This window comes from Alcaligenes faecalis, from assembly GCF_041521385.1.
Lineage (GTDB): Bacteria > Pseudomonadota > Gammaproteobacteria > Burkholderiales > Burkholderiaceae_B > Alcaligenes > Alcaligenes faecalis_E.
Genome location: NZ_CP168006.1, coordinates 1,040,203 through 1,065,744 on the forward strand (window position 1 = coordinate 1,040,203; position 25,542 = coordinate 1,065,744).

Sequence of the window (25,542 nt, forward strand, 5' to 3'; positions counted from 1 at the left end):
CCAAGCAAAAAAGTAATCAAATGAAACGCTGCGCGACAAATCAGTTTCAGACTGGTTAAAAATCAAAAGAAATGATCATTTTCTATAATTACGAATAGCCTTAACGCACAAAATCACGGCTGGCCTGAATGTGCCTGCACAGCCCCCAAGCCAAGTATGAAGCGCAGCACAAGCACAGGAATAATGCTGCAGGGAGCGGGCCCATCACGTGCCCATGTCTGAGCAGCCAAGTTCGCGCCTTGCGCCGGGCCTGAACAGCACAGCCACTTACTGCTTTACCCACAGGAAAAGAAGTTCATGTGCCGCCTAGACCTCCCCGAGACTGATCAGTGCTCCACCCACCTGCGCCTGTGGCTGGTCAACCTGAGCTACTTGAAGGCCTTGTATGGGCCGCAGTTCCATGCTTTTGTGCTGGACACGGTGCAACAAAGGCTGCTGGATTGTGGGCTGAATACAGACGAGATCCTTATACAGGGGGATTTTGTCCTGATTGCCCTCCAGCAACTGGGTAAACAGAACCGCTTCAAGCGCACCCACCCCAACGCACTGGCTCAATTACTGGGCGCGGCCCTGGAGTGCGATCCCATCACTCAGGACGAGCATCGTATCTACTTGCATACACAATTGGCCTATCACTACGACAGCCGACAGTACGATACAGACCTGCTCCACCCTCCGACTCCCAACCCCTGCTCTCACAACCATCCGGCCACACTGGCCGTCTGGCACAAGGTCTGGGCCAAGACCTACCGGGACGATATGAGCCTGGCGGTGCGTATGCTGGATGACTTGCAAAACGGCGTATTGGTACTGGCTTTTCAGCGCCTCTTTCACCTCGGTGAGCAACACAAAAATAAAGACTTTTATGAAGAGGCGCTGATTCGCCACTGCAGCGGTGCTGATTATTCCCTGCCCGAAGCGATTGCCGCCTTGGAGCGACTGGGACTGATTTCGCGACTAGATCGCAGTGTGCTGGGCAGTGTGGTGAAACTGCTCAGCACACAAGCGACACTGTGTCTGGGTGCCAACCTGTCCGCCGGTTCTTTGCAAGATGACTTGTGGTGGCAAGATTTGTTCAGCTATTTGGACAGCCGCCCGGATATCGCCCAGCGCCTGATTCTGGAAGTGACTGAAACCGGTACCATTGCCCACAAACCCACGGCGCTGCGTCTGATTGCACAGTTGCAGAACCTGGGCGTGCGCATTGCGCTGGACGACACCGGCTCAGGCAACAGTACCCTGTCCTTTCTGGCCCAGACCCACGCTGACATTATCAAAATTGATCGTTCTATTTTGCTGCGGGCGCGTAGCCCTGGGCAACCCGCCCACTTGTTGCGCAATCTGGTCAATGTCTGCGCCGATTACTGCCCCTATGTCGTCATTGAAGGGGTGGAGGACGAAACTGACCTTGAGTTTGTCCGCCAGTCCGGCGCACACGGCGCACAAGGCTATCTACTGGCCTTGCCCACCCTGACCCCTTCCTGGTGGAACTCACCGGCTTTGATCACCGTGCAGGATGCGGTGCTTGTTCGCACTCAGTTCTATCCCGGCCACGCTCCCACAGGCTACGGCCTTGATTTTTGAAACGTGGCTGTCCTGATAAGAACAGACTGCTTTTCACCGTCCTGAAAGCAAACAAGCCTTGCATGAAACCATGCAAGGCTTGACGCAAGAAGGCCAGGATTAATCAGGCTTTGTCTTCGGATTCCGGCTCGGGCAACGGTTCACCACGTGCTGTACGCTCGGTGTTTTTCACTCCGGTGTGACGCACATCATCGCCACGCACCATGTAGATCACGCGTTCGGCCATGTTCTTGGCATGGTCACCAATGCGCTCCAGCGCACGGGCGATAAAAATCAGGTCAATAGAGTGCGAGATCGTGCGCGGGTCTTCAATCATGTACGTGATGATGTGACGCAACGAGCCTTTCCACTCACGATCCACCTCCTTGTCGCTGCGCACAATCTGTGCCGCATGCACGGCGTCCTGGCGCGCAAAGGCATCCAGCACGTCATTGATCATGCCAGCGACCGAAGAGCTCATATGACGCAGCTCGACCACCGGCTCGTAGCCAGCGGTACCTTCGTGCAGACGACGCGCCATCTTGGCGATGCGCTCGGCCTCGTCCCCGCAACGTTCCATGTCGGTCAGCATTTTGGAGATGGACAGCAACATGCGCAAGTCAATGGCAGTAGGCTGATTACGGGCGATCAGGTTGGTGATGCGCTCGTCAATCTCCACTTCCAGGCGGTTGATGTCTTTTTCACGCTCGCGAACCTGGTCAACCAGCGACATATCCCCGGTTTGCAGGGCTTCGGTCGCACTGCGAACCATCGATTCAACAATACCGCCCATCTGCAAAAACAGCGAACGGGTGGCCTCCAGATCGGAGTGAAACTGCTTATTGGTATGTTCGTTCATAGTGGCCTTCTGTAACAGCAAAATGGCTCGCGCCTGCGCTTAATCCGTGCATAGATTAAGCACCGATTATGACAGAGACATTAAAATTCAGAAACCGTTGCCAGACAGGGTGCGTACACCTTGTTGACCCGCAATCAAAGCCACACTGGCCGGAGCAATCGCGAACAGACCGCAACACACCACACCGGGCATATTGTTGATACGCGCTTCCAAAGCAGCAGGGTTTTCAATGGACAGACCAGACACGTCCAGAATCACGCCACCGTTATCGGTGACAAAGCCCGTGCGCTCGACAGGATTGCCCCCCAGGGCACGCAACTGACGGGCAACCGCATTCTTGGCCATGGGAATCACTTCCACCGGCAGGGGAAAAGCCCCCAGTCGATCCACCAGCTTGGAGTCGTCCACAATGCACAGGAACTTGTCCGACACCGAGGCCACGATTTTCTCGCGCGTCAAAGCGCCACCGCCACCTTTGGTCATGTTCAAAGCCGCATCGATTTCATCGGCACCATCCACATACCAGTCCATGCGTTCGATGGTATTTAAGTCTTGCACCGCAATACCCAGGCTTTGCAGGCGGGCAGTCGAGCGATCCGAACTGGACGCGGCAGCCTTGAAGGCATGCTTGTGCGCCGCCAGGGCATCAATAAACAGATCAACCGTGGAGCCCGTACCCACCCCCAGAATGGAATCAGGGCGCAGGAAAGGAAGGACGTATTCAACGGCGGCCTGAGCCACCTGTTGTTTGAGTTCGGACTGTGTGTACATGGCAAAGATAAAAATCGGGGGGCTTGGCCCCCCTTTGGTTTACTTAAGAAAACGAGCAGCAAATTTGCCTTCGTTAAAACCTACGCTGGCTTCCCCCTCGGGGCTGATCAGCAAGGGACGGCGTACCAGAGCAGGAAACTCGGCAATCAAGGCCAACCACTGAGCATCGTCCTGCGGCTCTTTACGCTCCGCAGGCAGATTACGCCAGGTCATGGAAGCACGGTTGACCAGTTTGGGCCAGCCACCCAGTTCCTGCGCCCATTGTTGCAAACGGGCCGCTTCCAAGGGATGTTCGCGGTAATCCACAAAGTTCAACGACAGACCGTTTTGCTCAAACCAGGCAATCGCCTTTTGGCAGGTACTGCAGTTTTTCAACCCATACATCGTGAACACAGCCAGACTCCTTATCAATCAGGCGCGACGCTCGCGGCGTGCCTGCAAGCGATTGGCGACGATCACAAAAATACCAATCACCAAAATAAGCAGGGTTGCCAAGGCGTTGATCTCGGGCTTGAGGCCCAAGCGTACGCGCGAAAAAACTTCCACCGGCAAGGTGGTAAACCCCGGACCGGACAGGAAAGAGGCAATCACCACATCGTCCAGCGACAAGGTAAAAGCCAGCAACCAGGCAGCCATCAAGGACGGCACGATCGAGGGCAGAACAACCTGGAAAAACGCCCGCAAAGGAGTCGCCCCCAGATCCAGCGCCGCCTCTTCTTGAGAACGATCCAGCTCACGCATGCGTGATTGCAGAATCACGGTGGCATAGGCGGTACACAGCACCACGTGCCCAATCCAGATGGTGAAAATACCATTCTGTTCCGGCCAGCCAAACAAGGAGTTCAATTCCACAAACATGAGCAGCAGGGAAATGCCCAACACGACTTCCGGGATGACCAGCGGCGCACTGACCAAGCCGATATACAGCGCAAATCCCTTGAAGCGGCCCATGCGAGCCAGTACGTAGGCGGCCCAGGTGCCCAAAATAGTGGCCATGGTAGCCGTCAATACCGCAATCAGAAAGGACAGCTTGGCGGCACTGAGCAAAGCCCTGTCCTGAAACAGGGACTCGTACCAGCGCAAGGAAAAGCCCGACCAGGACGTCATGATGGCCGATTCATTAAATGAAAAGACAATCAGAAACAGAATGGGGATGTACAAAAAGCCAAAGCCCAGTGTCAAGACCAAGGCACGCAACCAGGGATTAGGCGTCGTCATCAGCGGCCTCCCCGTTGAACTTGCATCTGTCGCATCTGGCTGTACTGGAAAAAGATCAAAGGAATGATCAGCAGCAAGACCATTACGCAGGTCACAGCAGCGGCCATCGGCCAGTCCGCATTATTGAAGAACTCGGTCCACATGACGCGACCCATCATCAAGGTATCGGCACCACCCAGCATTTCCGGAATCACGTACTCCCCCACTGCCGGGATGAACACCAGCATGGCACCGGCAATCACGCCTGACATGGACATGGGCAAAGTGATGTGCCAGAACGCCGACCAGGGACGTGCCCCCAAGTCATAAGCCGCTTCCAGCATGCGCATATCCAATTTGACCAGATTGGCGTACAGCGGCAGGATGAAAAACGGCAGATAGGCGTAGATCAAACCGATATAGACGGCCAGATCGGTGCGGTAAATTTCCAGCGGCGCATCAATAATGCCTATCCACAGCAAAACCTGATTGAGCAAGCCATCGCCCCGCAAAATGCCTACCCAGGCGTAGACGCGCAGCAGCATGGAGGTCCAGAAAGGCAGAATCACCGCCAGCAACAAGAGACTACGCACGGCGGGTGAAGAGCGCGCAATGTAATAAGCCACCGGGTAGCCGATCAAGATACAAAAGATCGTGGTAACGGCAGCCATCTTCAGCGAACTGACGTAGGTGGCCAGATACAGATTGTCGCTGAACAGCAGGATATAGCCGCGCAGGTTCAGCACAAAGGAAATGCTTTCCTCGGCAAACTGGGCCAAAGGCGTATACGGCGGCACCCCGAAATCAAGATCGGCAAAACTGATCTTGAGCACGAGCAAAAACGGCACCAGCAGAAACAGGATCATCCACAGGAATGTGGGTGCGACCACCAGCGTGCGACTGGTGGGCAGCAGTTTGCGCCAGGACAGGTTCTTCATGTGCTCAGTACCGTTGCGCTATCGTCAGACCAGGACACGTAGACCTCTTCATCCACGCCGGGCGCATCTGGCTGAGCCAACGTGCCGCTAGGCATTTGCGCTTCGATCAACATGCCGGCATCCAGACGAATCTGGTAGCGGGTGTAGCTGCCCATCCAGGACACGTGGGTCACAATGCCGTGGCCCCAATTGGTATCTTCCGAAGGTAATTCGCGCCCCACCTTGATCTGCTCGGGGCGGATGGACACGTACACGTCCATGCCCAGCGGCTCGCTGATCCCGTGGCTGACATACAAGGGGCGGTTTAACTCTTCGCACTCGATATGAACGTGGTCCGGTTCGTCCACGGTTACCACCCCGGTGAACAAATTGGTGGAGCCGATAAAGCCCGCCACAAACCGCGAATTCGGAAAAGAGTACACATCGTAAGGCGTACCAGACTGGATGATCTGCCCGTCGGACATCACGGCCAGTCGGTTGGCCATGGTCATGGCCTCCTCCTGATCGTGGGTAACCATAATGCAGGTCACCCCCACGCGCTCCAGAATCTTGACCAGCTCGATCTGGGTTTTCTGGCGAATCTGCTTGTCCAGAGCCGACATGGGCTCATCCAGCAAAAGCAGTTTAGGCCGTTTGACCAGGCTGCGCGCCAAAGCGACACGCTGTTGTTGCCCACCCGACAACTGGTTGGGCTTGCGGCGCGAAAAACCGGCCATCTGCACCAAGTCCAAAGCCTCGAACACACGCTCGTGGATTTCATTGCGAGGCACACCCTCCTGCTTCAAGCCAAAAGCCACATTGGCTTCGACCGACATGTGCGGAAACAGGGCATAGGACTGGAACATCATATTGACCGGCCGCCGATAAGGCGGCAGGTCCGTAATGTCCTCGTTATCCAGGTAAATCCGACCGGAAGTCGGCTCCTCAAACCCTGCCAGCATGCGCAGCAAGGTGGATTTGCCACTGCCCGAACTGCCCAGCAGCGCAAAAATTTCGTGACGGGCGACGTCCAGACTCGCGGACTGGACAGCCACCGTATCGCCAAAAATCTTGACGACTTCGTCCACACGCACGAAAGCATCCTCGCCGTCCATCCAGGGCGAGGTTCCGGTACGGATATCTTGCATGATGTCTAGCGCCCGGACTTGAGTTCAGCCCACAGGCGCGTTTGCAGGCGCTGCACTTTCAATGGCTGAGGTTTGATCACGAACAAGGTCTTGGAGACCTCAGACGAGGGGTAAATCATGGGGTTGTCGGCCACTTCCTTGACCACGAACTTGCGCGCCTCTTTATTGGCATTCGGGTAGAACATGGTGTTGGTAATGGCAGCATGGACTTCTGGTGTTTCAATGTAATTGATAAAGGCGTGGGCCTCTTTCACATTGTTGGCACCCTTGGGGATAGCCATGGTATCGAACCAGATAGGAGCTCCGCCTTGCGGAATGTAGTAGTCGATGGTGTAAGGTTTACCCGCCTGACGAGCGCGGTCAGCAGAAATCATCACATCGCCCGAGAAACCGTAGACCATGCACAGATCACCCGCAGCCAGCTCATCGATATACCCCGAGGAGCTGAACTGGCGCACGTAAGGACGGATCGTCTTGAGCAGATCCAGCGCCTCGCGGTAGTCGGCCTCGTTGCTGCTGTTGGGGTCTTTGCCCATGTAGTGCAGTACGGCAGGGAAGACCTGGGCGGCTTCATCCAGGATGGAAATACCACAGCCTTTCAATTTCTCGGCATGTTCAGGCTTGAACAGCATGTCCCAGTTACCCAGGTCCACTTGCTCACCCATGATTTCTTTGACTTTGGTGACGTTGTAGCCCAAGCCGTTGGTGCCATAGCCCCAGGGAATCAGGTACTCGTTGCCAGGGTCCACATCCGAGAGCAAGGCCATGATGTCCGGATCCAGATGAGACCAATTGGGAATCTGGCTTTTATCCAGCTTCTGGAACAAACCACCTTCGATCTGACGTGCGGCATAATGCGTGGAGGGAACCACCACGTCGTAACCCGATTTGCCCGTCAACAACTTGGCTTGCAAGGTGTCATTATTATCGTAAACGTCATACCGTACGGTAATGCCCGTGGCTTCCTGAAAGCCGGACAAGGTGTCGGGGGCCGTGTATTCAGCCCAGTTATAAACGTTAACAACCTGATTTTGTGCCTGTGCAACAGGCATGATGGCAGCAGCGGCCAGCAGGCCGGCGAGTACCTGTGGTGTGTTCATCCCAAAAGACATCACGAGTCCCCTTCCTATCGAAAGCGAAAAACCCAAAAGGCGAGATGATAAAGCTTTTTTAAAGCCCGTAGTCGTAATTAACGCTGCGTTTCATGGCGGTAAGCAGAAAACATCTGCTGCCACCACTGATCGCCACGCGGCCCACACACCTTGAGCAATGATCGTCTGAGGCGGTGCACATTGCCCAGCGCCTGGGCAGGGCTGACAGGCCCCTGTCGTGCACGGTCAAAATCGATCAGCCAGACTTTGTCATTCGCATCCAACAAAATATTGTAGGCGTTAAGATCAGCATGCCAAACCTCGAATTGGTGCATGCGGACAATCTCGCGCGCCACTCTTTCCGGGCAGGCGCGGTCCAGGCACAGAGTCAAAGGCTGCACATCGGGCAACCTCCGGCTTATCAGCGCCGCACGATACCAAAAACCCTGCCGCCACCACGCCCCCGCCAGCACCTCGGGAACGGCCAAACCCTTGTTGTGCAAATAAGACATCACTTGAAACTCTTGCCAACTACGGGTATTTGATGCGCCTTGCCAGAGATAAGCGGACTCATTGAAGTGAGCCACCAGACCGCCACGGCGATAGTGACGCAACACGGCCTGACCAAAAGGGCCATTCACAAACCAGGCTGCCTGACGACCACCCTGCCCGACTTTACTGGCCTGATCACCATAGGAAGCCGCCTCGAACCAACGCTGCAAAGCCGCCGGCTCCAGATCCAGTTGATTGGCCATCGCCGGAGCCAATACGGCACCGCCACCGGGTAAAGCATAAACAGTTTCGGATCGGGTGCTCACAGCAACTCCTCAGGCTCGAACCAGCAACAAGGTTACGATCAGTACCAGCATGCAGGCAAAAATAAACTTCAGACGATTCTCAGGCAGACGGTAGGCCAGACGCACGCCAAAGGGAACCAGCATCAGGCTACCTATCGCCATCGGAATGCCGACCTGCCACATGGCCTGACCATGAAACGCATACGTCGCCAAGGCGACCAAGGTGCCGGGAATAATCATGGACAGCGCCAAACCTTGCGCACCGGTCTGGCTATATCCCATGCGGCTGGTCAGGAACGGCACGACCAGCACCGCGCCGCCCACACCGAATACGCCTCCGGCCAAACCGGCCATCATGCCAACGGCGATATACCACAGTTGCCCAAACGACTCGGGATCCGGGCGCGGCTTGTCACTGCGGCGACGGCGTCGGGAAAAGCCCAAACTCTGGTCGAAATAATACAGGGCAATGGCCATCACAAATACCGAGTAAATGCGACGCAGCAAGATCGCATCCATACCCAGGGCCAGACGTGCGCCCAGCCAGGTAAAGATAATGGAAGAAACCGCCCCCAGAGCAGCCCGGCGAAAATCAATCTGATTGCGGCGATGATACTGGCGTACAGTCAGCAACACGGCGGGCACCACCATGATCAGGGCTGTACCCTGAGCCGTTTGCTGATCCATACCTAGAATCAGGCCCAGAAGCGGAATGGCCAGCAAGCCGCCACCAATCCCAAGCACCCCGCCGGTATAGCCAATAAGCGCACCTCCCAGCAAACAGGCCAGGATCAATTCGAGACTTAACATGACAATTACAGGTTGCGCAGACGATCGACAGCGTCTTCCACCCGATCTACCGCCCAGATTTCCAGGCCTTCAACCGGCTGACGTGGGGCATTACTCTTGGGAATCAGCGCAATGCTGAAACCCAACTTGGCCGCTTCGCGCAAACGCTCCTGCCCTCGCGGGGCGGGACGAATTTCACCAGCCAGACCGATTTCACCAAACACGACCAGACCGCGTGGCAAGGGACGGTTATTCAAGGAGGACAAAATAGCCAGCAGCACCGCCAGGTCAGCCGCTGGTTCGGTAATCTTGACGCCACCGACAGCGTTCACAAACACGTCCTGGTCGTAGGTGACCACACCAGCATGGCGATGCATTACCGCCAGCAACATGGCCAAACGGGAGCTTTCCAGGCCCACAGACAGGCGGCGCGGATTGGGTACGTGGGCCGAGTCCACCAAAGCCTGAATCTCCACCAGCAAAGGCCGTGTGCCTTCCTGAGTGGCCATGACGCAGGAACCGGCGACCGACTGGGAGTGCTGCGACAAGAACAGGGCCGACGGATTGCTGACCCCTTTCAAACCCTTTTCCGTCATGGCAAACACGCCCAGTTCATTCACAGCGCCAAAGCGGTTCTTGAATGCCCGCACCATGCGAAAGGACGAATGCGTATCGCCCTCGAAATACAGCACCGTATCCACGATGTGCTCCAGCACTCGTGGCCCGGCCAAGGTCCCGTCTTTGGTGACGTGACCGATAAAAATCATGGAGGTGCCGCTTTGCTTGGCCAATCGGGTCAACTGGGCCGCGCATTCGCGCACTTGCGATACCGAACCTGGAGCCGCACTGAGCTGATCCGAATACAAAGTTTGGATTGAGTCGATCACCACCACGCTAGGCTGGTGCGATTGCAAGGCCTGGCTGATGGATTCCAGACGGATTTCGGCCAGCAAATCCACGCCCTCGGTAGGCACGCCCAGACGGCGAGCACGCAAGGCAACCTGCTCGGCGGATTCCTCGCCCGTCACATACAGAACTTTGGTCTGCTGGGCCAAGGCCGCCATGGCCTGCAGCAGCAGCGTAGATTTACCGACACCAGGATCGCCCCCGATCAGGATCACGCCGCCCTCAACCAACCCTCCGCCCAGGACACGATCGAACTCGCCTATGCCAGTAGGCACACGCGGCAATTCCCGGGCCTGCACATCGGAAAGACTTTGAACCGGGCTGGAACCGGCCAGGGAAGCAAAGCGGTGAGCACTGGCCGCAGCCGGCGTCTCCACCGTTTCCTGCAAGCTGTTCCACGCCCCGCAAGCCGGGCATTTGCCCGCCCACTTGGGTGTATCTGCCCCGCACTCTGTGCAAACAAATACAACTTTGGCCTTGCGGGCCGCACGAGTACTGGTGGCCATAGAAAGTCCTTAACGTCCGGCCAGACTGCCGCCGCCATCCACGCCCAGGTTCTGGCCGGTGATATAAGCGGCTTCGTCGCTTAGCAGGAAGGTGACTGCAGCAGCCACTTCCGCGGCCTGCCCAAAACGTCCCAAAGGAATGGAGGACAGGCTGCGCTGTTCGGCTTCGCTGCCAACGGGATGATTGGCACGGAACAATTCAGTTTCGATCGGACCCGGAGAAACTGCATTGACGGTAATGCCGTAAGGGGCCAGTTCCAGCGCCCAGGTGCGGGTACAACCCAGCAAGGCACTTTTGGCCGCAGCATAACTGGTACGGTCGGAGCCGCCGTGTACGACGCGACTGCAAATATTGACGATACGGCCTTCCTTACGTGCTTTCATCGAGGGGATGAAGGCCTGGGCCACTTGCACCGCCACACGTACATTCAAGTCAAACACTTGGTAAAGATTGCCCAGATCCACCTGACCAATCGGCTCGGGCGCGACCATACCCACATTGTTCACCACCGCATCAACAGGGTATTTTTCGCGGATAACGCGCAGCATTTCCTCGGTTTCGCCTGCATTGCTCAAGTCGCAGGAGTACAGATATCCGGGGAAATCAATGCTTTCGGTGTGGCGGGCCAGACCCACAACGTGGGCCCCGGCATCGGCCAGCCTTTGGCTGATTGCCCAGCCGATTCCTTTGGTAGCGCCAGTAACGAGTACACATTTATTTTTCATGGCTATGCCTTATTGGTGTTAATCCTGAATGATGCGTGGCACGCGTGGCGCCACTGCACAAATCAATTCGTAGCCCAGGGTTCCGGCTGCCGCAGCAACCTCATCCACACTGGGCCCGCCTTGACCGAACAACACCGCCTGACTGCCTACACCGGCGGCGGGCACCGGGGTCAGATCTACTGCCAGCATGTCCATGGACACACGACCAAGCAAACGGGTACGCACACCGTTCACGGTAATCGGGGTGCCCGTCCCCGCATGACGCGGGTAACCATCGGCATAACCGCAAGCCACCACCCCAACGCGCATGGCCTGCTCGGCAATATAGGTATGGCCGTAACCAATGCCCTCGCCCTGCTTGACGCCACGCACGCTGATCAGCTCTGCAGCCAGCGTCATGCCGGGTTGCAACCCGAAGTCGTCGGCGCTGATATTCGCAAAGGGCGAGCTGCCGTACAAACAGATACCGGGGCGTACCCAGTGATCCGGGCCGGAGGGCATGTAAGCGCCCAAGTCGGGGCTGAGGGTTGCTGCTGAATTGCACACACTGACCGGACCAGGCAAGCCGTCGGTAATCCGGTTAAAGCAGCGAATCTGCTCCAGCGTGGCATCAATATTGTCGTCGGCGCGCGCAAAGTGCGTCATGCGCCCGACCGTATCCAGCTTGCCCGCTTTTTGCAGTCGCTGGGCGCGCGCAAAAGCAGCGGGGTAATCATCCACGCTGAAACCCAGACGATTCATGCCACTGTTTAGCTTGACCATGGCGTTCAAGGCTACCCCGCCCTTCCACTGCTCCAGCATCTTGAGCTGTTCGTGGCAATGAATGACGGTCGTCAGGCCAAACTCTGCCAGCACATCCAGATCTTCAGGCTGGAAAAAACCTTCCAGCAACATGATGGGGCCGGTCCAGCCGGCAGCCCGACAGCGTATGGCTTCTTTCAGGTCCAGCATCGCCATGCCTTCGGCGGCACTGAATGCCCGCACCGCATTTTCGATGTCATGACCGTACGCATTGGCCTTCATGACGGCCCAGATATGGGGCCGTTTTACGCCCGATGGAGCCGTGGCGTTATTCAGGCTCTGAATAACCATATCGAGATTGTGACGCAGTGACGCAATATGAATGGTGGCCGAGATAGGACGTGGCATGGTTCTCCCCGAAGCAATACGAAAGTCTAAACCAGCCCTAGTGGAAACGAAAGCCGTATACTGGCGGACTATGTCTATCGAGCACTATGAAAACTTCCCTGTCGCCTCTGTGCTGCTGCCTCGTCGGCTACGCCGACCAGTCACCGATATTTATCGTTTTGCCCGCAGCGCCGACGACATTGCCGATGAAGGCGATTTGAGCGCCGCCGAGCGCCTGGAACTGCTGGCCCAATTCGAGGCCGGAATAGAACAACTGCAATATCACCAGCCCGTCCTGGCTGATACCCCGCACAGCGAGATTTTTATCCCGCTGGCCAGCAGCATCAGCAATTTCCAGTTGCCGCTCAAGCCTTTTCTGGACCTGTTGTCTGCGTTTCGCCAGGATGTCACCACCCATCGGTATAGCGATATGGCGCAGGTGCTGGATTACTGTACCCGCTCGGCCAACCCGGTTGGCCGCTTGATGCTGCATCTGTATCAAGCCCACAGTCCGGAGCTGGTCGAGATGGCCGACTCCACCTGTACAGGGCTGCAACTGGTTAATTTCTGGCAGGACGTGGCGCTGGACTGGCACAAGAACCGTGTCTATATCCCGCAAGACCTGCTGGCCCAATATGATCTGGATGACGATTACATCCAGGCCCGCACCCAGCTTCTGCGTCAACCCGAGGCCGACGCACGCTGGCAGGAAATGATGCAACTGCTGGTCACCGATGCCCGTCAGCGCCTGCAAGCCGGACTGCTGCTGTCCTCCCACCTGTCCGGGCGCATCAGTCTGGAATTGAAAATGATGGTGCTGGGCGGCCTGCGTATTCTGGAACGCCTGGAAGCGGTAAAGTTTGATGTCTTCAGCCACCGCCCCACCCTGTCCCGCCTGGACTGGCTACGCCTGATCACCCGCGGCCTGAGCCGTACCTCTTACCGACCCTGAACGTCCATGAGCCCAGACGAGTATTGTCAGAACAAGGCAGCCCAAAGCGGCTCCAGCTTCTACTACGCCTTTTTGTTTCTCCCGCCTGAACGTCGTCGCGCCATTACGGCACTGTATGCGTTTTGCCGCGAGGTAGACGATGTGGTGGACGAAGTTCACGAGGAATCGGTGGCCCGCATGAAGCTGGTGTGGTGGCGCACGCAAGTAGCTGATCTGTATGAGGGCCGTGCCCACCATCCGGTCATGCAGGCTCTGGCCCCTCATGTCAAGGCGTTCGACTTGCCCCAGGACGAGCTGCTGGCCGTGATTGACGGCATGGAGATGGATCTGGATCAGGTGCGCTACCCAAGCTGGAGCGAATTGCAGCGTTACTGTTGGCACGCTGCTGGTGTCGTAGGTTTGCTGTCGGCGCGCATTTTTGGCCAGACGCAGGAACAGACCAGCGACTATGCCCAAAAACTGGGCCTGGCTTTTCAACTGACCAATATCATCCGCGATGTGGGTGATGACGCCCGTCGTGGTCGCATCTACTTGCCCCAAGAGGACCTGGACCAGTTTGGCGTGTCGCCACACGAGATTCTGGACCAGCAGCACTCGGAGCGTTTCGAGGCCTTGATGGCCTTTCAAACCGAACGCGCCCAGGATCTGTACCGCCAGGCCATGCGTGCCCTGCCCGCTGTTGATCGCCGGGCACAACGCCCTGGCCTGTTGATGGCGGCCATCTATCACGCTTTACTGGTGGAAATTGCCAATGATCGCTGGCATGTGCTGGAACAGCGTATTTCGCTGACCCCCATTCGCAAGTTCTGGCTTGCCTGGAAAACCTGGGTATCGGGCGGCCGTCGCTTACAGCGCAAATTAGGCCGATGAAAGTCGCCGTGATTGGGGCGGGCTGGGCAGGCTGTGCTGCCGCCTGGCGGCTGAAGACCCAAGGCCATCAGGTCAGCGTCTTTGAAGCCTCGCGTCATATAGGCGGGCGTGCCCGCCGCATCCACAGTCCCAATCTGGGGCGTGATACCGATAACGGCCAGCACATCATGCTGGGCGCCTATTCCGTCATTCTGGGTTTGATGGGGGAAATTGGGCTGAACGAAACCTCCCGTCTGGAACGCAAGGATCTGGACATCATCTCGGCCGACGGGAGTTTTCGCCTACGCAATCGCCCCCTGCCCGCCCCCTTCCATTTATTAACTGGCCTACTGAGTGCCCAAGGTCTGAGCGGGTCCCAAAAAATCAAGCTGGCACGTTTTTGCCTCTGGCTGATGAAACAGCAATGGCACACGCCAGCCGGTCTGACGGTGTTGCAGCTTCTGAAGCAACACCAACAAGACAGCCATGTCATCCGCTTGTTCTGGCAACCGCTGTGCGTGGCCGCCATGAACACCCCCATTGAGCAAGCCTGCGCCCAGTTGTTTGCCCATGTCCTGCGCGATAGCCTGGGCGGTCCCCGACAAGCCAGCCAAACCTTGATCCCGTTGACAGACTTAAGCCAGCTCTGGTGTGAATCCGCCCTGCGCGATATTCAGCTACAACTAGGCCACCGGGTGCAAAGGCTGGAGTTGACGGAGTCGGGAGTGCTGATCGATGGCCTGCAATTTGATGCCACCATTGTGGCTTGCCCACCTGTACAAGCGGCGCGCTTGCTGCACAGCCTGCCAAGCAGCCCGGCCAGCGAACAGTTGCTGGCGGATCTGGAGGCATTCAGCTATATCCCTATCGCCACCCTGTATCTGGAACTGGAGCAAGCCTGGAAGCTGCCCCACGCCATGCTGATGCTGGACGATAGCAGCGGCAGCGGCGGGCAATGGCTGTTTGACCACAGCGCGCTGAAACCGGGCAGCGGTGAAACGCTGGTAGGGATTGTCATCAGCGACGCGGTACGTTTGCAAGCCCAGGATCGGGAGCAGGCCATTGCCGCCATTATCGAGCAGGTGCGCACTCAAACCCAGCATCTGAAAGCCATGCCAGCCGTACGCGCCAGCGAGCTGATTATCGAAAAGCGGGCCACTTTCGCAGCCATTCCAGGCTTGCGTCGTCCTTCGGTAAAGACACCTTGGTCTGCCATTCGTCTGGCAGGCGACTGGACTGATACCGGCTACCCTGGCGTGCTGGAAGGGGCAGTACGCAGCGGTCTGAAAGCGGCGCATCTGTAAGTACCCAGTCGACACGGATAAAAGCCGTAAAACCTGTGTCAGGCATCTGCTTTTTCCCGCGACGAGCCTGCTTAATTCATACATGGATGCAGGCTTTGTCCTTCCTTGACTTCGCTTTCTGCTTGTCGTTTTTATTTGGTTCCACGTCATTTCGCAATGAACCTTTTGCACCACTAGCTGTAGCGTTTATCTTGGTTGTTTTGGCGGTTACTGCTACCGCCTTTTTTCTCTCGAGACCAGGCACTATTGCGCCAAGGGCGTCAGCAAAGTCTGAGCGGGCTTGTTGGCCGCCAGAAAGTCCGCCTGGAACAAACGCATGCGCACCACATCCCGATACTGGCCATTAATGAAGAACTCGTGCTTGAGCTCACCTTCGACCTGAAAACCAAACTTCTGATAAATGTGGATGGCCTTGTGGTTTTCCTTGTCCACAATCAGCACGATCTTGTACAGGTTCAACACCCCAAAGCCGTATTCGATAGCCAGCTTGGTCGCCCGCGAGGCAATACCCTTGCCCTGGAACTCCGGCGCAATAATGATCTGGAACTCTGCCCGGCGGTGTACATAATCAATTTCCACCAGCTCCACCACACCGGACGGCTGTCCTTCCCACTCCACCACAAAACGACGTTCACGCTGATCATGAATGTGCTCATCGTACAGAGCCGCCAGCTCGCCATAGGTTTCGTAAGGTTCCTCGAACCAATAGCGCATCACGCTGGCGTTATTGTCCAGCAAATGCACAAAGCGCAGGTCCTCGCGCTCCAGGGGGCGTAATTTTACGTGAGTCGTTTTACTCATGGCTTTTCTATCCTTTCTCTATGGTCGATAGACGAGCCGCCTATCTGCCTATACCAAAGGCCATAGACATCATGCCCGCATATCGTGTGTTTTTGATGAAGACCTGATAGAAAAAGTTCAGTTGGCTGCGAAACCGCAGCCCTGCCAGTCTTGCAGCAAAACCGGCCAAAAACGCAAAAACCCCGATTTCTGCTTTCCTGCATAGCAAACTGAACATCAGTCAGGCCAGCAGGAATATCAAAATCGGGGTTTGAAACAACTACCTGGCCGCCATGGCTGCGCCAGCACAGAGCCAGCGCAGGTAGCGGGCATCAGGTTGGGGCGTGTTCCTCGATATAGCGACGTACTTGGGCTACATCCGAATCCATCACCACCACTTTCTGTGGCAAATCTGCCAGACCGGCCAGGTGCGCAGGCACCGGAGCGGGCTGACCAATCGCTTCTTCGATCGTCTCGGAGAACTTGGCTGGCAGCGCGGTTTCCAGCACCAGCATGGGGATGCCTTCTTCGCGGAAATTCTGAGCCACCTTGACGGCGTCTGCCGTGTGCGGGTCGATCAGAGTCTGGTACTGCGTGTTCACCTGGGCAATCGTGTTCAGACGATCCTGGTGCGAGCTGGCGCCAGCTACAAAGCCGAACTCTTCCTGGAAGCGTGGCAGATACTCGCTCAGGTCGAACTGGCCTTCTTTAGCCAACTGCTCCCACAATGCCTTGACCTTGCTGCCATCACGGCCCAGCAGATCAAACACAAAGCGCTCGAAGTTGGAGGCACGGGAAATATCCATGGACGGGCTGGACGTGGCGTAAGTCTGCTCGGAACCACGGGGACGATAAATACCAGTGCGGAAGAATTCTTCCAGCACGTTGTTTTCGTTAGTGGCCAGAACCAGCTTGGCGATAGGCAGACCCATCTGGCGAGCAATGTGACCCGACAGAATATTGCCAAAGTTGCCCGAAGGAACAGCAAACGAGACCGTTTGACCGGCCTGGCTCGTGCTGCGCAACCAGCCCCAGAAGTAGTACACCACCTGAGCCGAAATCCGTGCCCAGTTAATGGAGTTCACGGCACCCAGATGCCATTTGGACTTGAATTCCAAATCGCCCGCCAAAGCCTTGACGATATCCTGGCAATCATCAAACACGCCCTTTACCGACAGGTTGTGGATGTTGTCGTCTTGCAAGGAGTACATCTGGGCGCGTTGGAAAGCACTCATGCGGCCGTAAGGCGAGAGCATGAACACGCTGACGCCACGCTTGCCGCGCAAGGCGTATTCAGCCGCCGAACCCGTGTCGCCGGACGTGGCGCCCACAATGTTCAGAGTGCTGTTGCGCTGTGTCAGCACGTATTCGAAAACCTGGCCCAGGAACTGCATCGCCATGTCTTTAAAAGCCAGAGTGGGGCCTTGGGACAAGCCCAGCAAGGAGAAGCCGGGTTCCAGTTCCTTGACGGGAACCACCTGCTCGCTGTCGAACACGCCGGGTGCGTAAGCACGTGCCGTCAAGGCGGACAGTTCATCAGCCGGAATATCGGTGACAAACAGGCCCAGCACTTTGGCAGCCAGTTCGGGGTAGCTCAGGGCACGCCAGGATTCCAGCGTTTCTGCACTGACTTGAGGGTAGCTCTCTGGCATGGCCAGACCACCATCCGGGGCCAAGCCTTCCAGCAGGATGTCCGAGAATGGCTGGGCCTTCATGCCACCACGGGTAGAGATGTAATTCATTACAGGTTCTCCACGCGCAAACGGGTCACGGCAGACTGAACAAAAGGCAGATTCTGAATCTGGCTGATCGCGCCATTGATCGCACCTTCACGCGCTTCATGCGTCAGAAAGATGATATCGGCCTGTTCGCCAGCCGGTTCCTGGAACATGGAACCAATCGAGATCGAAGCTTGCGCCAGAATACGGGCCACATCAGCCAGCACGCCAGGGCGGTCGTCCACACGCAAGCGCAGGTAGTACGAGGACACCACTTCATCCATAGGCAGGATGGGTGTATCGGACATGGCGTTGTGCTGGAAGGCCAGGTAAGGCACGCGATGTTCGGGTTCTGCGGTTTGCAGACGGGTCACGTCCACCAGATCGGCCACCACCGCCGACGCGGTTGGCAAGGCACCGGCACCGGCGCCGTAGTACACAGTCTGGCCCACGGCATCGCCATGCACCAGTACCGCGTTCATGGCACCTTGCACATTGGCCAGCATGCTTTGCAGCGGAACCAGTGTGGGGTGTACGCGCAGTTCAATACCTTCTTCACGGGCGCGGGTGATACCCAGCAGCTTGATGTTGTAGCCCAGGCGCTGAGCATGTTGCAGATCTTCCAGTGCCAGACTGGTAATGCCTTCCACGTGGGCCTTGCTGAACTGCACCGGGATACCGAAGGCCAGGGAGGCCAGCAGGCTCAGCTTGTGCGCCGCGTCCACACCTTCAATGTCGAAAGTGGGGTCAGCTTCGGCGTAACCCAGACGCTGGGCATCGGCCAGGGCTTGCGCAAAGCTGACGCCACGGTTGCGCATTTCGGACAGGATGTAGTTGGTGGTGCCGTTGATAATGCCGGCCAGCCACTGAATACGGTTGGCCGTCAGGCCTTCGCGAATTGCCTTGATGATAGGAATACCACCGGCCACAGCAGCTTCAAACGCCACCATGACACTGCGCTCGTGAGCAGCGGCAAAAATCTCGTTGCCATGCTTGGCCAGCAGCGCCTTGTTGGCGGTGACCACGTGCTTGCCCTGGGCAATGGCTTCCATGACCCATTCGCGTGCCAAGGTGTCGCCCCCCACCAGCTCGACCACAATATCGATCTCGGGGTTGCGCACCACGTCCATGCCGTCCGTGGTCAAGGTGACGTCGTCCCCCACCAGCGCGCGTGCCTTTTCCAGATCACGCACCGCAATAGCGACCACCTCAATACGGCGACCGGCGCGGCGAGCGATTTCATCTGCATTGCGTTTCAATACGTTCCAGGTGCCGCTGCCAACCACACCCAAACCCAGCAAACCTACTTTGATAGGACTCATTGAACAAATCCGTCCTTACGGAACATTTCTTTGATGCCGCGTACCGCCTGACGGGTACGTTGCTCGTTTTCGATCAGCGCAAAGCGCACATAGTTGTCGCCATACTCACCAAAGCCGATGCCGGGGGATACGGCTACTTTGGCATCGCTCAGTAAGCGTTTGGCAAACTCCAGCGAACCGATGTCCTTGTAGAACTCGGGAATCTTGGCCCAGATATACATTGATGCCTTGGGGACATCGACCATCCAGCCTGCTTCATGCAGGCCCTTGGCCAATACGTCACGGCGGCGGCGGTACTGCTCCACCACCTCCTTGACACAATCTTGTGGTCCCTCCAGCGCCGCAATGGCGGCCACCTGAATCGGTGTGAAGGTACCGTAGTCGTGATAACTCTTGATACGCGCCAGAGCATTGACCAGTGACTCGTTGCCCACCATAAAACCAATACGCCAGCCGGCCATATTGTAGCTTTTGCTCATGGTGAAAAACTCAACGGCGACATCGCGCGCGCCTTCCACTTGCATGATGGAGGGGGCCACATAGCCGTCAAAGGTAATGTCGGCATAGGCCAGATCGTGTACCACCAGAATATTGTGCTCGCGCGCCAGCGCCACAATACGCTCAAAAAAGGACAGTTCCACGCACTGGGCTGTCGGATTGCTGGGAAAACCCAGAATCATCATTTTGGGCTTGGGGATGGACTCCCGCACGGCTTTCTCGATTTCCTCGAAAAAGTCCACGCCTGGGACCATGGGCACCGAACGGATATTCGCGCCGGCAATGACGGCACCATAGATATGAATCGGATAACTGGGATTGGGCACCAGCACGGTATCGCCCTTGTCCAGCGTTGCCAGCATCAAGTGGGCCAGACCTTCTTTGGAACCGATGGTAACGATTGCTTCACTATCCGGATCCAAGTGCACATTGTAGCGGCGCTCGTACCAATTGGTCACGGCTCGGCGCAAACGCGGGATACCTTTGGAGACAGAATAACCATGCGTGTCAGGGCGGGTAGCCGCCTCGACCAGCTTTTCCACGATGTGCGCCGGTGTCGCGCCGTCCGGGTTCCCCATGGACATATCAATAATGTCCTCGCCACGACGGCGGGCGGCCATTTTCAACTCGCCAGTAATATTGAACACGTAAGGCGGCAAACGCTCGATGCGCGGAAAGCGAATCATGGTATTCCTTAATGAGAAAACGCGAAGACCCAGACCAAAAGGTAAAAGTGAATCAAAGAGTTTAATCCATGATTGACTGACTGAGAATCACTGCACACAGATCAGGTGCCGCATTGTCGCTGGCGCTTTGCGCTATCATCGATAGCTGAAAACCGGAGAGACTCATCGTGCAACTGCAACGCGAACACAATCCAGCCATGAATGCCATCACCGCTTACGGTGAGGACTATGTGGCGATCAACTTTCAAAACCACGATCATTCCATCTTCTTTAGCCCCGAAGGTCCGGTTCAGGACCTGGCCATTCAAAGCGCATCCGAACTGACAGCCGCATTGCTGCGTCGGATTGCTGGACTGGAATCGGTCAAGCAAGACCCCATGGCCTTTCTGGACGACGCCCCGCCGGCGCGCCCGGACAACGCCCCCGAACTGATTTTGATTGGTACTGGCCAGCGCCAGCACTTTTTGCACCCGGCTGTCACGCAGGAAATGCTGCAGTGGGGCATAGGTGTGGAAATCATGGATACCCAGGCCGCCGCCAGAACCTACAATATCCTTATGGCCGAAGGCCGCAAAGTCGTCGCGGCCTTACTGATACAGGAACAAGCATGACTGCCGTACAAATTGGTGCCCCTATCCCCGACTTCTCCGTGCCCTCTACCCAGGGCGAGTTCAGCGCGGCTGACCTGAAAGGAAAAATGACAGTGTTGTACTTTTACCCCAAGGACAACACGCCAGGCTGCACCACCGAATCCCAGAATTTCCGCGATGCCCTTCCCGAATTCCAGGCTGCAGGCGCACAAATCATTGGTGTTTCACGTGACTCGCTCAGTTCGCACGAGCGTTTTATCGACAAGCAAGCCCTGACTTTCCCTTTGCTTGCTGACACCGACGAGCACTTGTGCGAACTGTTTGGGGTCATGAAAATGAAAAACATGTACGGTAAACAGGTACGTGGCATCGAGCGCAGCACCTTTTTGATCGACGCCCAAGGTGTGTTGATTCAAGAATGGCGTGGCATCAAAGTGCCCGGCCACGTCCAGGCTGTATTACAGGCTGCCCAACAAGCCGCCTGAAACCTTACCGTGCCGGCCTGCGGGTCGGCACACAACCAGGAGTACGTGTTATATGCCGCTACCAACGTTACCCACCAAGCTGGGAACCCTGCTTAGCGAAAAAGATGACAGTGTCATCCTTGCCGATCCACCCGTACCACTCGACGAAGACGAAGCGCCTCCCGCCCGCCCCAACGCTCCAGCCAGCAAACCCGCTGTTGAGCCACGCGCAAAAAAGACAGCGCCTGTCAAAACAGCGCCTGCGGCCCCGGCGGCCAAACCTGCTCCCGCCAGCTCCGCCAAGCCAGCTCCAAACAAAAAAGCCGCTGCCAGCCCAGCCCAGCAGCCCAAACCCACTACCAGCACATCGGGCAAACGCACTCGTCTGGCCCCCACCCAGCGCAAACTGTTTGTGCTCGATACCAACGTCTTGCTGCATGACTCCAATTCGCTCTTCAAGTTTGAAGAGCACGACATCTTCCTGCCCATGATGGTGCTCGAAGAGCTGGATCACCAGAAAAAGGGCCTGTCAGAGGTAGCTCGCAATGCGCGCCAGGTCAGCCGTTCCCTGGAAGGCCTGGTGGGCGATCATGGCCTGGACAAACCCATCAATCTGGATGGCATTGGTAATACAGAAGCGCGTGGCGCTGTCACCTTCCAGACCAGCGCCCTGGATACCAACCTGCCTATCCAGTTGCCGCTAGGCAAGGCAGACAATGCCATTTTGGCCGTGGTCAATGCCCTGGCCCAGAGCATGCCCAAGCGCGAGGTGGTCCTGGTGTCCAAAGACATCAATATGCGCCTCAAAGCCAAGGCACTGGGCCTGCTGGCAGAGGACTACCTCCACGACCACGTTCTGGATGACTCCGATTTACTGTATGACGGTGTCATGCCCTTGCCAGATAATTTCTGGAACAAACACGGCAAGAACATGGAGTCCTGGCAGCAGGGGGGCACCACCTTCTACCGTGTCAGCGGCCCACTATGCAGCCAGTTCATGGTCAACCAGTTCGTGTTTATCGAAGGCGACGATCCCTTGTATGCCCAGGTACGCGAAACGGCTGGCAATACCGCAGTACTGGCCACCTTGCGTGATTACAGCCATGGCAAGAACAACGTCTGGGGCATTACCGCTCGCAACCGCGAACAGAACTTTGCCCTGAATCTGTTGATGAACCCGGATTTTGACTTCGTCTCCCTGCTCGGTCATGCCGGTACGGGTAAAACGCTGCTGGCCCTGGCCAGTGCGCTGACCCAAACACTGGAGACCAAACGCTACAACGAGATCATCATTACCCGGGCCACCGTGCCCGTCGGGGATGACATCGGCTTCCTGCCGGGTACCGAGGAAGAAAAAATGCAGCCTTGGATGGGGGCACTGGAAGACAATCTGGAAGTCCTGCACCTGGGCACGGGCAAGTCCTCCGGCAACCTGAGCAATCCTCAAGGCAGCGAAGCTCCACGCAACTCCACCATGGAACTGGTGCGCTCCAAGATCAAGGTCAAATCCTTGAGCTTCATGCGTGGCCGTACCTTCATGAACAAGTTCCTGATCATCGACGAGGCGCAAAACCTGACGCCCAAGCAGATGAAAACACTGGTGACGCGCGCCGGCCCAGGAACTAAAATTGTCTGCCTGGGCAATATTGCCCAGATCGACACGCCCTACCTGACCGAGGGCAGTTCGGGGCTGACCTACGTAGTAGACCGATTCAAAGGCTGGCCGCATGCAGGCCACATTACCTTGCAACGTGGGGAGCGTTCCCGTCTGGCTGATTACGCCAGCGACGCACTCTAAACCGAATCACTACACACTCAAACCGGGTCTTGGACCCGGTTTTTTTTTACCACCTGGCTGCATCAAGGCCAACAAGCACAGCAAAGACGCCACGTGGGGGATGAATGACTGCTATGAAACGTACTGCACAGCCCATCGGGCTTACCATGGGCGATGCCGCTGGCATAGGCCCGGAAATCATTGCCCGCCTGATTGTTGACGGCTTACCCCACCCCGCCGTGGTTTATGGCGATGCGGGCGCGATGCGCCGTGCCCTGACACTCATTGGAGCCAATCAGGATTGGCACATCGAGGAAGTGGAGCAGCCTGTTTGTACGCCCAAAGGGGTGATTGCGGTACTGAATCGCTGGCAAGCCCTGCCCGAAGATCTGCCCTATGGTGAAGTTCACGCCCTGGCTGGACGCGGTGCCTACGAATACCTGTGCCACGCCATTGATGATGCTCAGGCCGGCCTGATCCGCGCCATCGTCACTGCCCCGCTGAACAAACTAGCCATGCAGAAAGGCGGTATTGATGCCCCCGGCCATACCGAAATTCTGGCCGAACGCAGCCATACCGAGCACTACGCCATGATGCTGGCCAACGAGCATTTGCGCTCCATTCTGGTCACCATTCACGAGCCGCTGGCCCGTGTGCCCTCCCTGATTACGAAGGAACGCGTGCTGCAAACCATACGACTGGCACAACTGGCCTGCACTCAGGCCGGGATCGCCAAGCCCCGTGTGGCCGTTGCGGGCCTGAACCCCCACGCGGGTGAAGGCGGCAAATTCGGTTCTGAGGATATGGAGCAGATCAGCCCCGCCATAGAACAAGCCTGCGCGGAAGGTATCCAGGCCAGCGGTCCCTGGCCCGGCGATACGATTTTCATGCGGGCTCGCCAAGGAGAGTTCGATATTGTGGTAGCCCAGTACCATGACCAGGGGCTGATTCCCATCAAGCTGCTGGGGCTGGACGAGGGCGTGAACGTGACCGTGGGCCTGCCCTTTATCCGCACCAGTGTTGACCACGGCACCGCGTACGACATTGCCGGACAGGGCAAGGCTGATGCCTCCTCCCTGGGCTATGCCTACCGTATGGCGCTTTCCATGAGCGCACATCAAGCATGATCAAGCGTTTACCGATTGACCCGTTTTTGCTGAAGTTGTTTGCCACGGTTGCGCTTGCCAGTCTGCTGCCCGCCCAAGGTTGGGGCGTGCCGCTGTTTCAACACATCACACAGATCGCGATTGCCCTGCTGTTCTTTTTGCATGGCGCCCGACTGTCACGCGAAGCCATCTGGGGTGGCTTGTCCCACTGGCGTTTGCACCTGCTGATTCTGTCGGTCACCTTTCTGCTCTTCCCCATCCTGGGCAGTGGAGTGGCTGCTGTGCTACGCCCCTGGCTAACCGACAATCTGTACCTGGGAGTTCTGTTTCTGGCTTGCCTGCCCAGCACCGTGCAGTCTGCGGTGGCGCTGACAGCCATGGCGCGCGGCAACGTACCAGTTTCAATATGCAGCGCCTCTGCCTCTACCTTGCTGGGCGTGTTCATCACGCCCCTGCTGGTCGGCATTATGCTGGCAGGTGCGACCAGCGCCCAGGCCACCGTGTCGCTGGAGGCGGTGGGAAAAATCATGCTGCAACTGTTTTTCCCCTTTGTCTTTGGGCATTTACTGCGTCCCGTGATTGACACCTGGGTCATGAAACGCCAGCAAATGCTAAAAGTCGTGGACCAAGGCTCCATTCTGCTGGTGGTGTATACCGCTTTTTCAGGCGCGGTGGTGGGTGGTCTGTGGTCCTCTACCCCACTCAGCGCCTTGGGGCTGATTGTGCTGTCCAACGCCGTTCTGCTGACCCTGGCACAAGTGCTGGCCTGGAATCTGGGGCGTTGGCTGGGCTTTTCCTTTGAAGACCGTGTCAGCCTGCTGATGTGTGGTTCCAATAAAAGCCTGAGCAGCGGCATCCCGATTGCCAACGTCATTTTTCCCAGCGCCATGGTGGGGCCCATCATCTTGCCAATCATGTTGTTTCACCAGTGGCAATTACTGGTCTGCGCGTGGCTGGCGAAAAGACTAGCTGCTCAGAGCGAGCGATAAGAGAACGGCGAACAGCCTTGCGTGACGACCCATGTTGACTAAGCGACGATAGGCAAACGCCTCTAGCCTGATCGTGAGTCCTGCTGCAATGATCCGTCCTACCGTAGGT

At 57.0% G+C, this 25,542-nt stretch carries 25 protein-coding genes; 9 read left to right on the forward strand and 16 right to left on the reverse strand.

Going from position 1 to position 25,542, the window contains the following annotated elements:
• Nucleotides 1-297 precede the first annotated feature (297 nt).
• The gene (locus ACDI13_RS04735) at nt 298-1,584 is read left to right on the forward strand and encodes an EAL domain-containing protein (protein WP_316989044.1); all 1,287 of its coding nucleotides are present in this window, start codon (nt 298-300) and stop codon (nt 1,582-1,584) included.
• Nucleotides 1,585-1,687: 103 nt separating this feature from the next.
• Here the strand turns inward: ACDI13_RS04735 and phoU are convergent, their stop codons facing one another.
• From phoU to alr, 12 genes are all read right to left on the reverse strand, one after another.
• Entirely contained in the window at nt 1,688-2,422 is a 735-nt protein-coding gene (gene phoU / locus ACDI13_RS04740; protein WP_316989043.1) for a phosphate signaling complex protein PhoU, read from the reverse strand.
• An 87-nt stretch (nt 2,423-2,509) separates the two neighbouring features.
• The gene (rpiA, locus tag ACDI13_RS04745) at nt 2,510-3,193 is read right to left on the reverse strand and encodes a ribose-5-phosphate isomerase RpiA (protein ID WP_316989042.1); all 684 of its coding nucleotides are present in this window, start codon (nt 3,191-3,193) and stop codon (nt 2,510-2,512) included.
• Nucleotides 3,194-3,232: 39 nt separating this feature from the next.
• Nucleotides 3,233-3,577 carry a Spx/MgsR family RNA polymerase-binding regulatory protein gene (locus ACDI13_RS04750; RefSeq protein WP_372373085.1) on the reverse strand — a complete coding sequence of 115 codons (345 nt, stop codon included), beginning with the start codon at nt 3,575-3,577 and terminating at the stop codon, nt 3,233-3,235.
• A 27-nt stretch (nt 3,578-3,604) separates the two neighbouring features.
• Nucleotides 3,605-4,411 carry an ABC transporter permease subunit gene (locus ACDI13_RS04755; RefSeq protein WP_316989041.1) on the reverse strand — a complete coding sequence of 269 codons (807 nt, stop codon included), beginning with the start codon at nt 4,409-4,411 and terminating at the stop codon, nt 3,605-3,607.
• The gene (locus ACDI13_RS04760) at nt 4,411-5,328 is read right to left on the reverse strand and encodes an ABC transporter permease subunit (protein ID WP_316989040.1); all 918 of its coding nucleotides are present in this window, start codon (nt 5,326-5,328) and stop codon (nt 4,411-4,413) included. Before ACDI13_RS04760 ends, ACDI13_RS04755 begins: the two co-directional genes overlap by 1 nt.
• The gene (locus ACDI13_RS04765) at nt 5,325-6,455 is read right to left on the reverse strand and encodes a polyamine ABC transporter ATP-binding protein (RefSeq protein ID WP_316989039.1); all 1,131 of its coding nucleotides are present in this window, start codon (nt 6,453-6,455) and stop codon (nt 5,325-5,327) included. The genes ACDI13_RS04760 and ACDI13_RS04765 overlap by 4 nt, the downstream gene beginning before the upstream one ends.
• A gap of 5 nt (nt 6,456-6,460) precedes the next feature.
• The gene (locus ACDI13_RS04770; RefSeq protein ID WP_372372799.1) at nt 6,461-7,555 is read right to left on the reverse strand and encodes a polyamine ABC transporter substrate-binding protein; all 1,095 of its coding nucleotides are present in this window, start codon (nt 7,553-7,555) and stop codon (nt 6,461-6,463) included.
• Between the two features lie 89 nt (nt 7,556-7,644).
• The gene (locus ACDI13_RS04775) at nt 7,645-8,364 is read right to left on the reverse strand and encodes a 3-deoxy-D-manno-octulosonic acid kinase (RefSeq protein ID WP_316989183.1); all 720 of its coding nucleotides are present in this window, start codon (nt 8,362-8,364) and stop codon (nt 7,645-7,647) included.
• 9 nt (nt 8,365-8,373) lie between these two features.
• Nucleotides 8,374-9,153, reverse strand: a complete 780-nt coding sequence (locus ACDI13_RS04780) for a sulfite exporter TauE/SafE family protein (protein ID WP_316989182.1) — start codon at nt 9,151-9,153, stop codon at nt 8,374-8,376.
• Nucleotides 9,154-9,158: 5 nt separating this feature from the next.
• Nucleotides 9,159-10,544 (reverse strand): DNA repair protein RadA, encoded by a 1,386-nt coding sequence (gene radA, locus ACDI13_RS04785; RefSeq protein ID WP_153229484.1) that lies wholly within the window; start codon nt 10,542-10,544, stop codon nt 9,159-9,161.
• A gap of 9 nt (nt 10,545-10,553) precedes the next feature.
• The gene (locus ACDI13_RS04790; protein ID WP_009461640.1) at nt 10,554-11,270 is read right to left on the reverse strand and encodes an SDR family oxidoreductase; all 717 of its coding nucleotides are present in this window, start codon (nt 11,268-11,270) and stop codon (nt 10,554-10,556) included.
• Nucleotides 11,271-11,288: 18 nt separating this feature from the next.
• Nucleotides 11,289-12,419, reverse strand: coding sequence for an alanine racemase (alr, locus tag ACDI13_RS04795; protein ID WP_316989181.1), 1,131 nt, complete (start codon nt 12,417-12,419; stop codon nt 11,289-11,291).
• Between the two features lie 70 nt (nt 12,420-12,489).
• Between alr and hpnC the strand changes: the two genes are divergently transcribed.
• Genes hpnC through hpnE form a run of 3 tightly spaced genes read left to right on the forward strand, consistent with a single transcriptional unit; the run spans nt 12,490 to nt 15,503 of the window.
• Nucleotides 12,490-13,350: a squalene synthase HpnC gene (gene hpnC, locus ACDI13_RS04800; protein WP_316989180.1), complete on the forward strand. Its 861-nt coding sequence runs from the start codon at nt 12,490-12,492 to the stop codon at nt 13,348-13,350.
• 6 nt (nt 13,351-13,356) lie between these two features.
• Nucleotides 13,357-14,220 (forward strand): presqualene diphosphate synthase HpnD, encoded by an 864-nt coding sequence (hpnD, locus tag ACDI13_RS04805; protein WP_316989179.1) that lies wholly within the window; start codon nt 13,357-13,359, stop codon nt 14,218-14,220.
• A complete protein-coding gene (gene hpnE, locus ACDI13_RS04810; protein ID WP_316989178.1) occupies nt 14,217-15,503 on the forward strand; it encodes a hydroxysqualene dehydroxylase HpnE in 1,287 nt (428 codons plus the stop codon). Before hpnD ends, hpnE begins: the two co-directional genes overlap by 4 nt.
• Before the next feature lie 243 nt (nt 15,504-15,746).
• Here the strand turns inward: hpnE and speG are convergent, their stop codons facing one another.
• The 4 genes from speG to alaC form a co-directional block, all read right to left on the reverse strand.
• Nucleotides 15,747-16,304 (reverse strand): spermidine N1-acetyltransferase, encoded by a 558-nt coding sequence (speG, locus tag ACDI13_RS04815; protein WP_094196017.1) that lies wholly within the window; start codon nt 16,302-16,304, stop codon nt 15,747-15,749.
• Between the two features lie 311 nt (nt 16,305-16,615).
• Entirely contained in the window at nt 16,616-18,025 is a 1,410-nt protein-coding gene (gene thrC / locus ACDI13_RS04820; protein WP_316989177.1) for a threonine synthase, read from the reverse strand.
• Nucleotides 18,025-19,323 carry a homoserine dehydrogenase gene (locus ACDI13_RS04825; RefSeq protein WP_316989176.1) on the reverse strand — a complete coding sequence of 433 codons (1,299 nt, stop codon included), beginning with the start codon at nt 19,321-19,323 and terminating at the stop codon, nt 18,025-18,027. The genes thrC and ACDI13_RS04825 overlap by 1 nt, the downstream gene beginning before the upstream one ends.
• Nucleotides 19,320-20,507, reverse strand: coding sequence for an alanine transaminase (gene alaC / locus ACDI13_RS04830; RefSeq protein ID WP_121738467.1), 1,188 nt, complete (start codon nt 20,505-20,507; stop codon nt 19,320-19,322). Before alaC ends, ACDI13_RS04825 begins: the two co-directional genes overlap by 4 nt.
• A gap of 167 nt (nt 20,508-20,674) precedes the next feature.
• Here alaC and ACDI13_RS04835 point away from each other — a divergent pair, with 167 nt between their 5' ends.
• From ACDI13_RS04835 to ACDI13_RS04855, 5 genes are all read left to right on the forward strand, one after another.
• Nucleotides 20,675-21,118: an Mth938-like domain-containing protein gene (locus ACDI13_RS04835; protein ID WP_316989175.1), complete on the forward strand. Its 444-nt coding sequence runs from the start codon at nt 20,675-20,677 to the stop codon at nt 21,116-21,118.
• A complete protein-coding gene (locus ACDI13_RS04840) occupies nt 21,115-21,582 on the forward strand; it encodes a peroxiredoxin (RefSeq protein ID WP_316989174.1) in 468 nt (155 codons plus the stop codon). The genes ACDI13_RS04835 and ACDI13_RS04840 overlap by 4 nt, the downstream gene beginning before the upstream one ends.
• Before the next feature lie 52 nt (nt 21,583-21,634).
• Entirely contained in the window at nt 21,635-23,359 is a 1,725-nt protein-coding gene (locus ACDI13_RS04845) for a PhoH family protein (RefSeq protein WP_316989173.1), read from the forward strand.
• 113 nt (nt 23,360-23,472) lie between these two features.
• Nucleotides 23,473-24,465, forward strand: coding sequence for a 4-hydroxythreonine-4-phosphate dehydrogenase PdxA (gene pdxA / locus ACDI13_RS04850; protein WP_316989172.1), 993 nt, complete (start codon nt 23,473-23,475; stop codon nt 24,463-24,465).
• Entirely contained in the window at nt 24,462-25,433 is a 972-nt protein-coding gene (locus tag ACDI13_RS04855; RefSeq protein WP_316989171.1) for a bile acid:sodium symporter family protein, read from the forward strand. The genes pdxA and ACDI13_RS04855 overlap by 4 nt, the downstream gene beginning before the upstream one ends.
• Nucleotides 25,434-25,542 lie beyond the last annotated feature (109 nt).

Bases quoted from the DNA above. Each gene is read 5' to 3' on its own strand.
- ACDI13_RS04735 (WP_316989044.1), top strand. From the start codon at position 298: ATGTGCCGCCTAGACCTCCCCGAGACTGATCAGTGCTCCACCCACCTG.
- phoU (WP_316989043.1), bottom strand. From the start codon at position 2,422: ATGAACGAACATACCAATAAGCAGTTTCACTCCGATCTGGAGGCCACC.
- rpiA (WP_316989042.1), bottom strand. From the start codon at position 3,193: ATGTACACACAGTCCGAACTCAAACAACAGGTGGCTCAGGCCGCCGTT.
- ACDI13_RS04750 (WP_372373085.1), bottom strand. From the start codon at position 3,577: ATGTATGGGTTGAAAAACTGCAGTACCTGCCAAAAGGCGATTGCCTGG.
- ACDI13_RS04755 (WP_316989041.1), bottom strand. From the start codon at position 4,411: ATGACGACGCCTAATCCCTGGTTGCGTGCCTTGGTCTTGACACTGGGC.
- ACDI13_RS04760 (WP_316989040.1), bottom strand. From the start codon at position 5,328: ATGAAGAACCTGTCCTGGCGCAAACTGCTGCCCACCAGTCGCACGCTG.
- ACDI13_RS04765 (WP_316989039.1), bottom strand. From the start codon at position 6,455: ATGCAAGATATCCGTACCGGAACCTCGCCCTGGATGGACGGCGAGGAT.
- ACDI13_RS04770 (WP_372372799.1), bottom strand. From the start codon at position 7,555: ATGAACACACCACAGGTACTCGCCGGCCTGCTGGCCGCTGCTGCCATC.
- ACDI13_RS04780 (WP_316989182.1), bottom strand. From the start codon at position 9,153: ATGTTAAGTCTCGAATTGATCCTGGCCTGTTTGCTGGGAGGTGCGCTT.
- radA (WP_153229484.1), bottom strand. From the start codon at position 10,544: ATGGCCACCAGTACTCGTGCGGCCCGCAAGGCCAAAGTTGTATTTGTT.
- ACDI13_RS04790 (WP_009461640.1), bottom strand. From the start codon at position 11,270: ATGAAAAATAAATGTGTACTCGTTACTGGCGCTACCAAAGGAATCGGC.
- alr (WP_316989181.1), bottom strand. From the start codon at position 12,419: ATGCCACGTCCTATCTCGGCCACCATTCATATTGCGTCACTGCGTCAC.
- hpnC (WP_316989180.1), top strand. From the start codon at position 12,490: ATGTCTATCGAGCACTATGAAAACTTCCCTGTCGCCTCTGTGCTGCTG.
- hpnD (WP_316989179.1), top strand. From the start codon at position 13,357: ATGAGCCCAGACGAGTATTGTCAGAACAAGGCAGCCCAAAGCGGCTCC.
- hpnE (WP_316989178.1), top strand. From the start codon at position 14,217: ATGAAAGTCGCCGTGATTGGGGCGGGCTGGGCAGGCTGTGCTGCCGCC.
- speG (WP_094196017.1), bottom strand. From the start codon at position 16,304: ATGAGTAAAACGACTCACGTAAAATTACGCCCCCTGGAGCGCGAGGAC.
- thrC (WP_316989177.1), bottom strand. From the start codon at position 18,025: ATGAATTACATCTCTACCCGTGGTGGCATGAAGGCCCAGCCATTCTCG.
- ACDI13_RS04825 (WP_316989176.1), bottom strand. From the start codon at position 19,323: ATGAGTCCTATCAAAGTAGGTTTGCTGGGTTTGGGTGTGGTTGGCAGC.
- alaC (WP_121738467.1), bottom strand. From the start codon at position 20,507: ATGATTCGCTTTCCGCGCATCGAGCGTTTGCCGCCTTACGTGTTCAAT.
- ACDI13_RS04840 (WP_316989174.1), top strand. From the start codon at position 21,115: ATGACTGCCGTACAAATTGGTGCCCCTATCCCCGACTTCTCCGTGCCC.
- ACDI13_RS04845 (WP_316989173.1), top strand. From the start codon at position 21,635: ATGCCGCTACCAACGTTACCCACCAAGCTGGGAACCCTGCTTAGCGAA.
- pdxA (WP_316989172.1), top strand. From the start codon at position 23,473: ATGAAACGTACTGCACAGCCCATCGGGCTTACCATGGGCGATGCCGCT.
- ACDI13_RS04855 (WP_316989171.1), top strand. From the start codon at position 24,462: ATGATCAAGCGTTTACCGATTGACCCGTTTTTGCTGAAGTTGTTTGCC.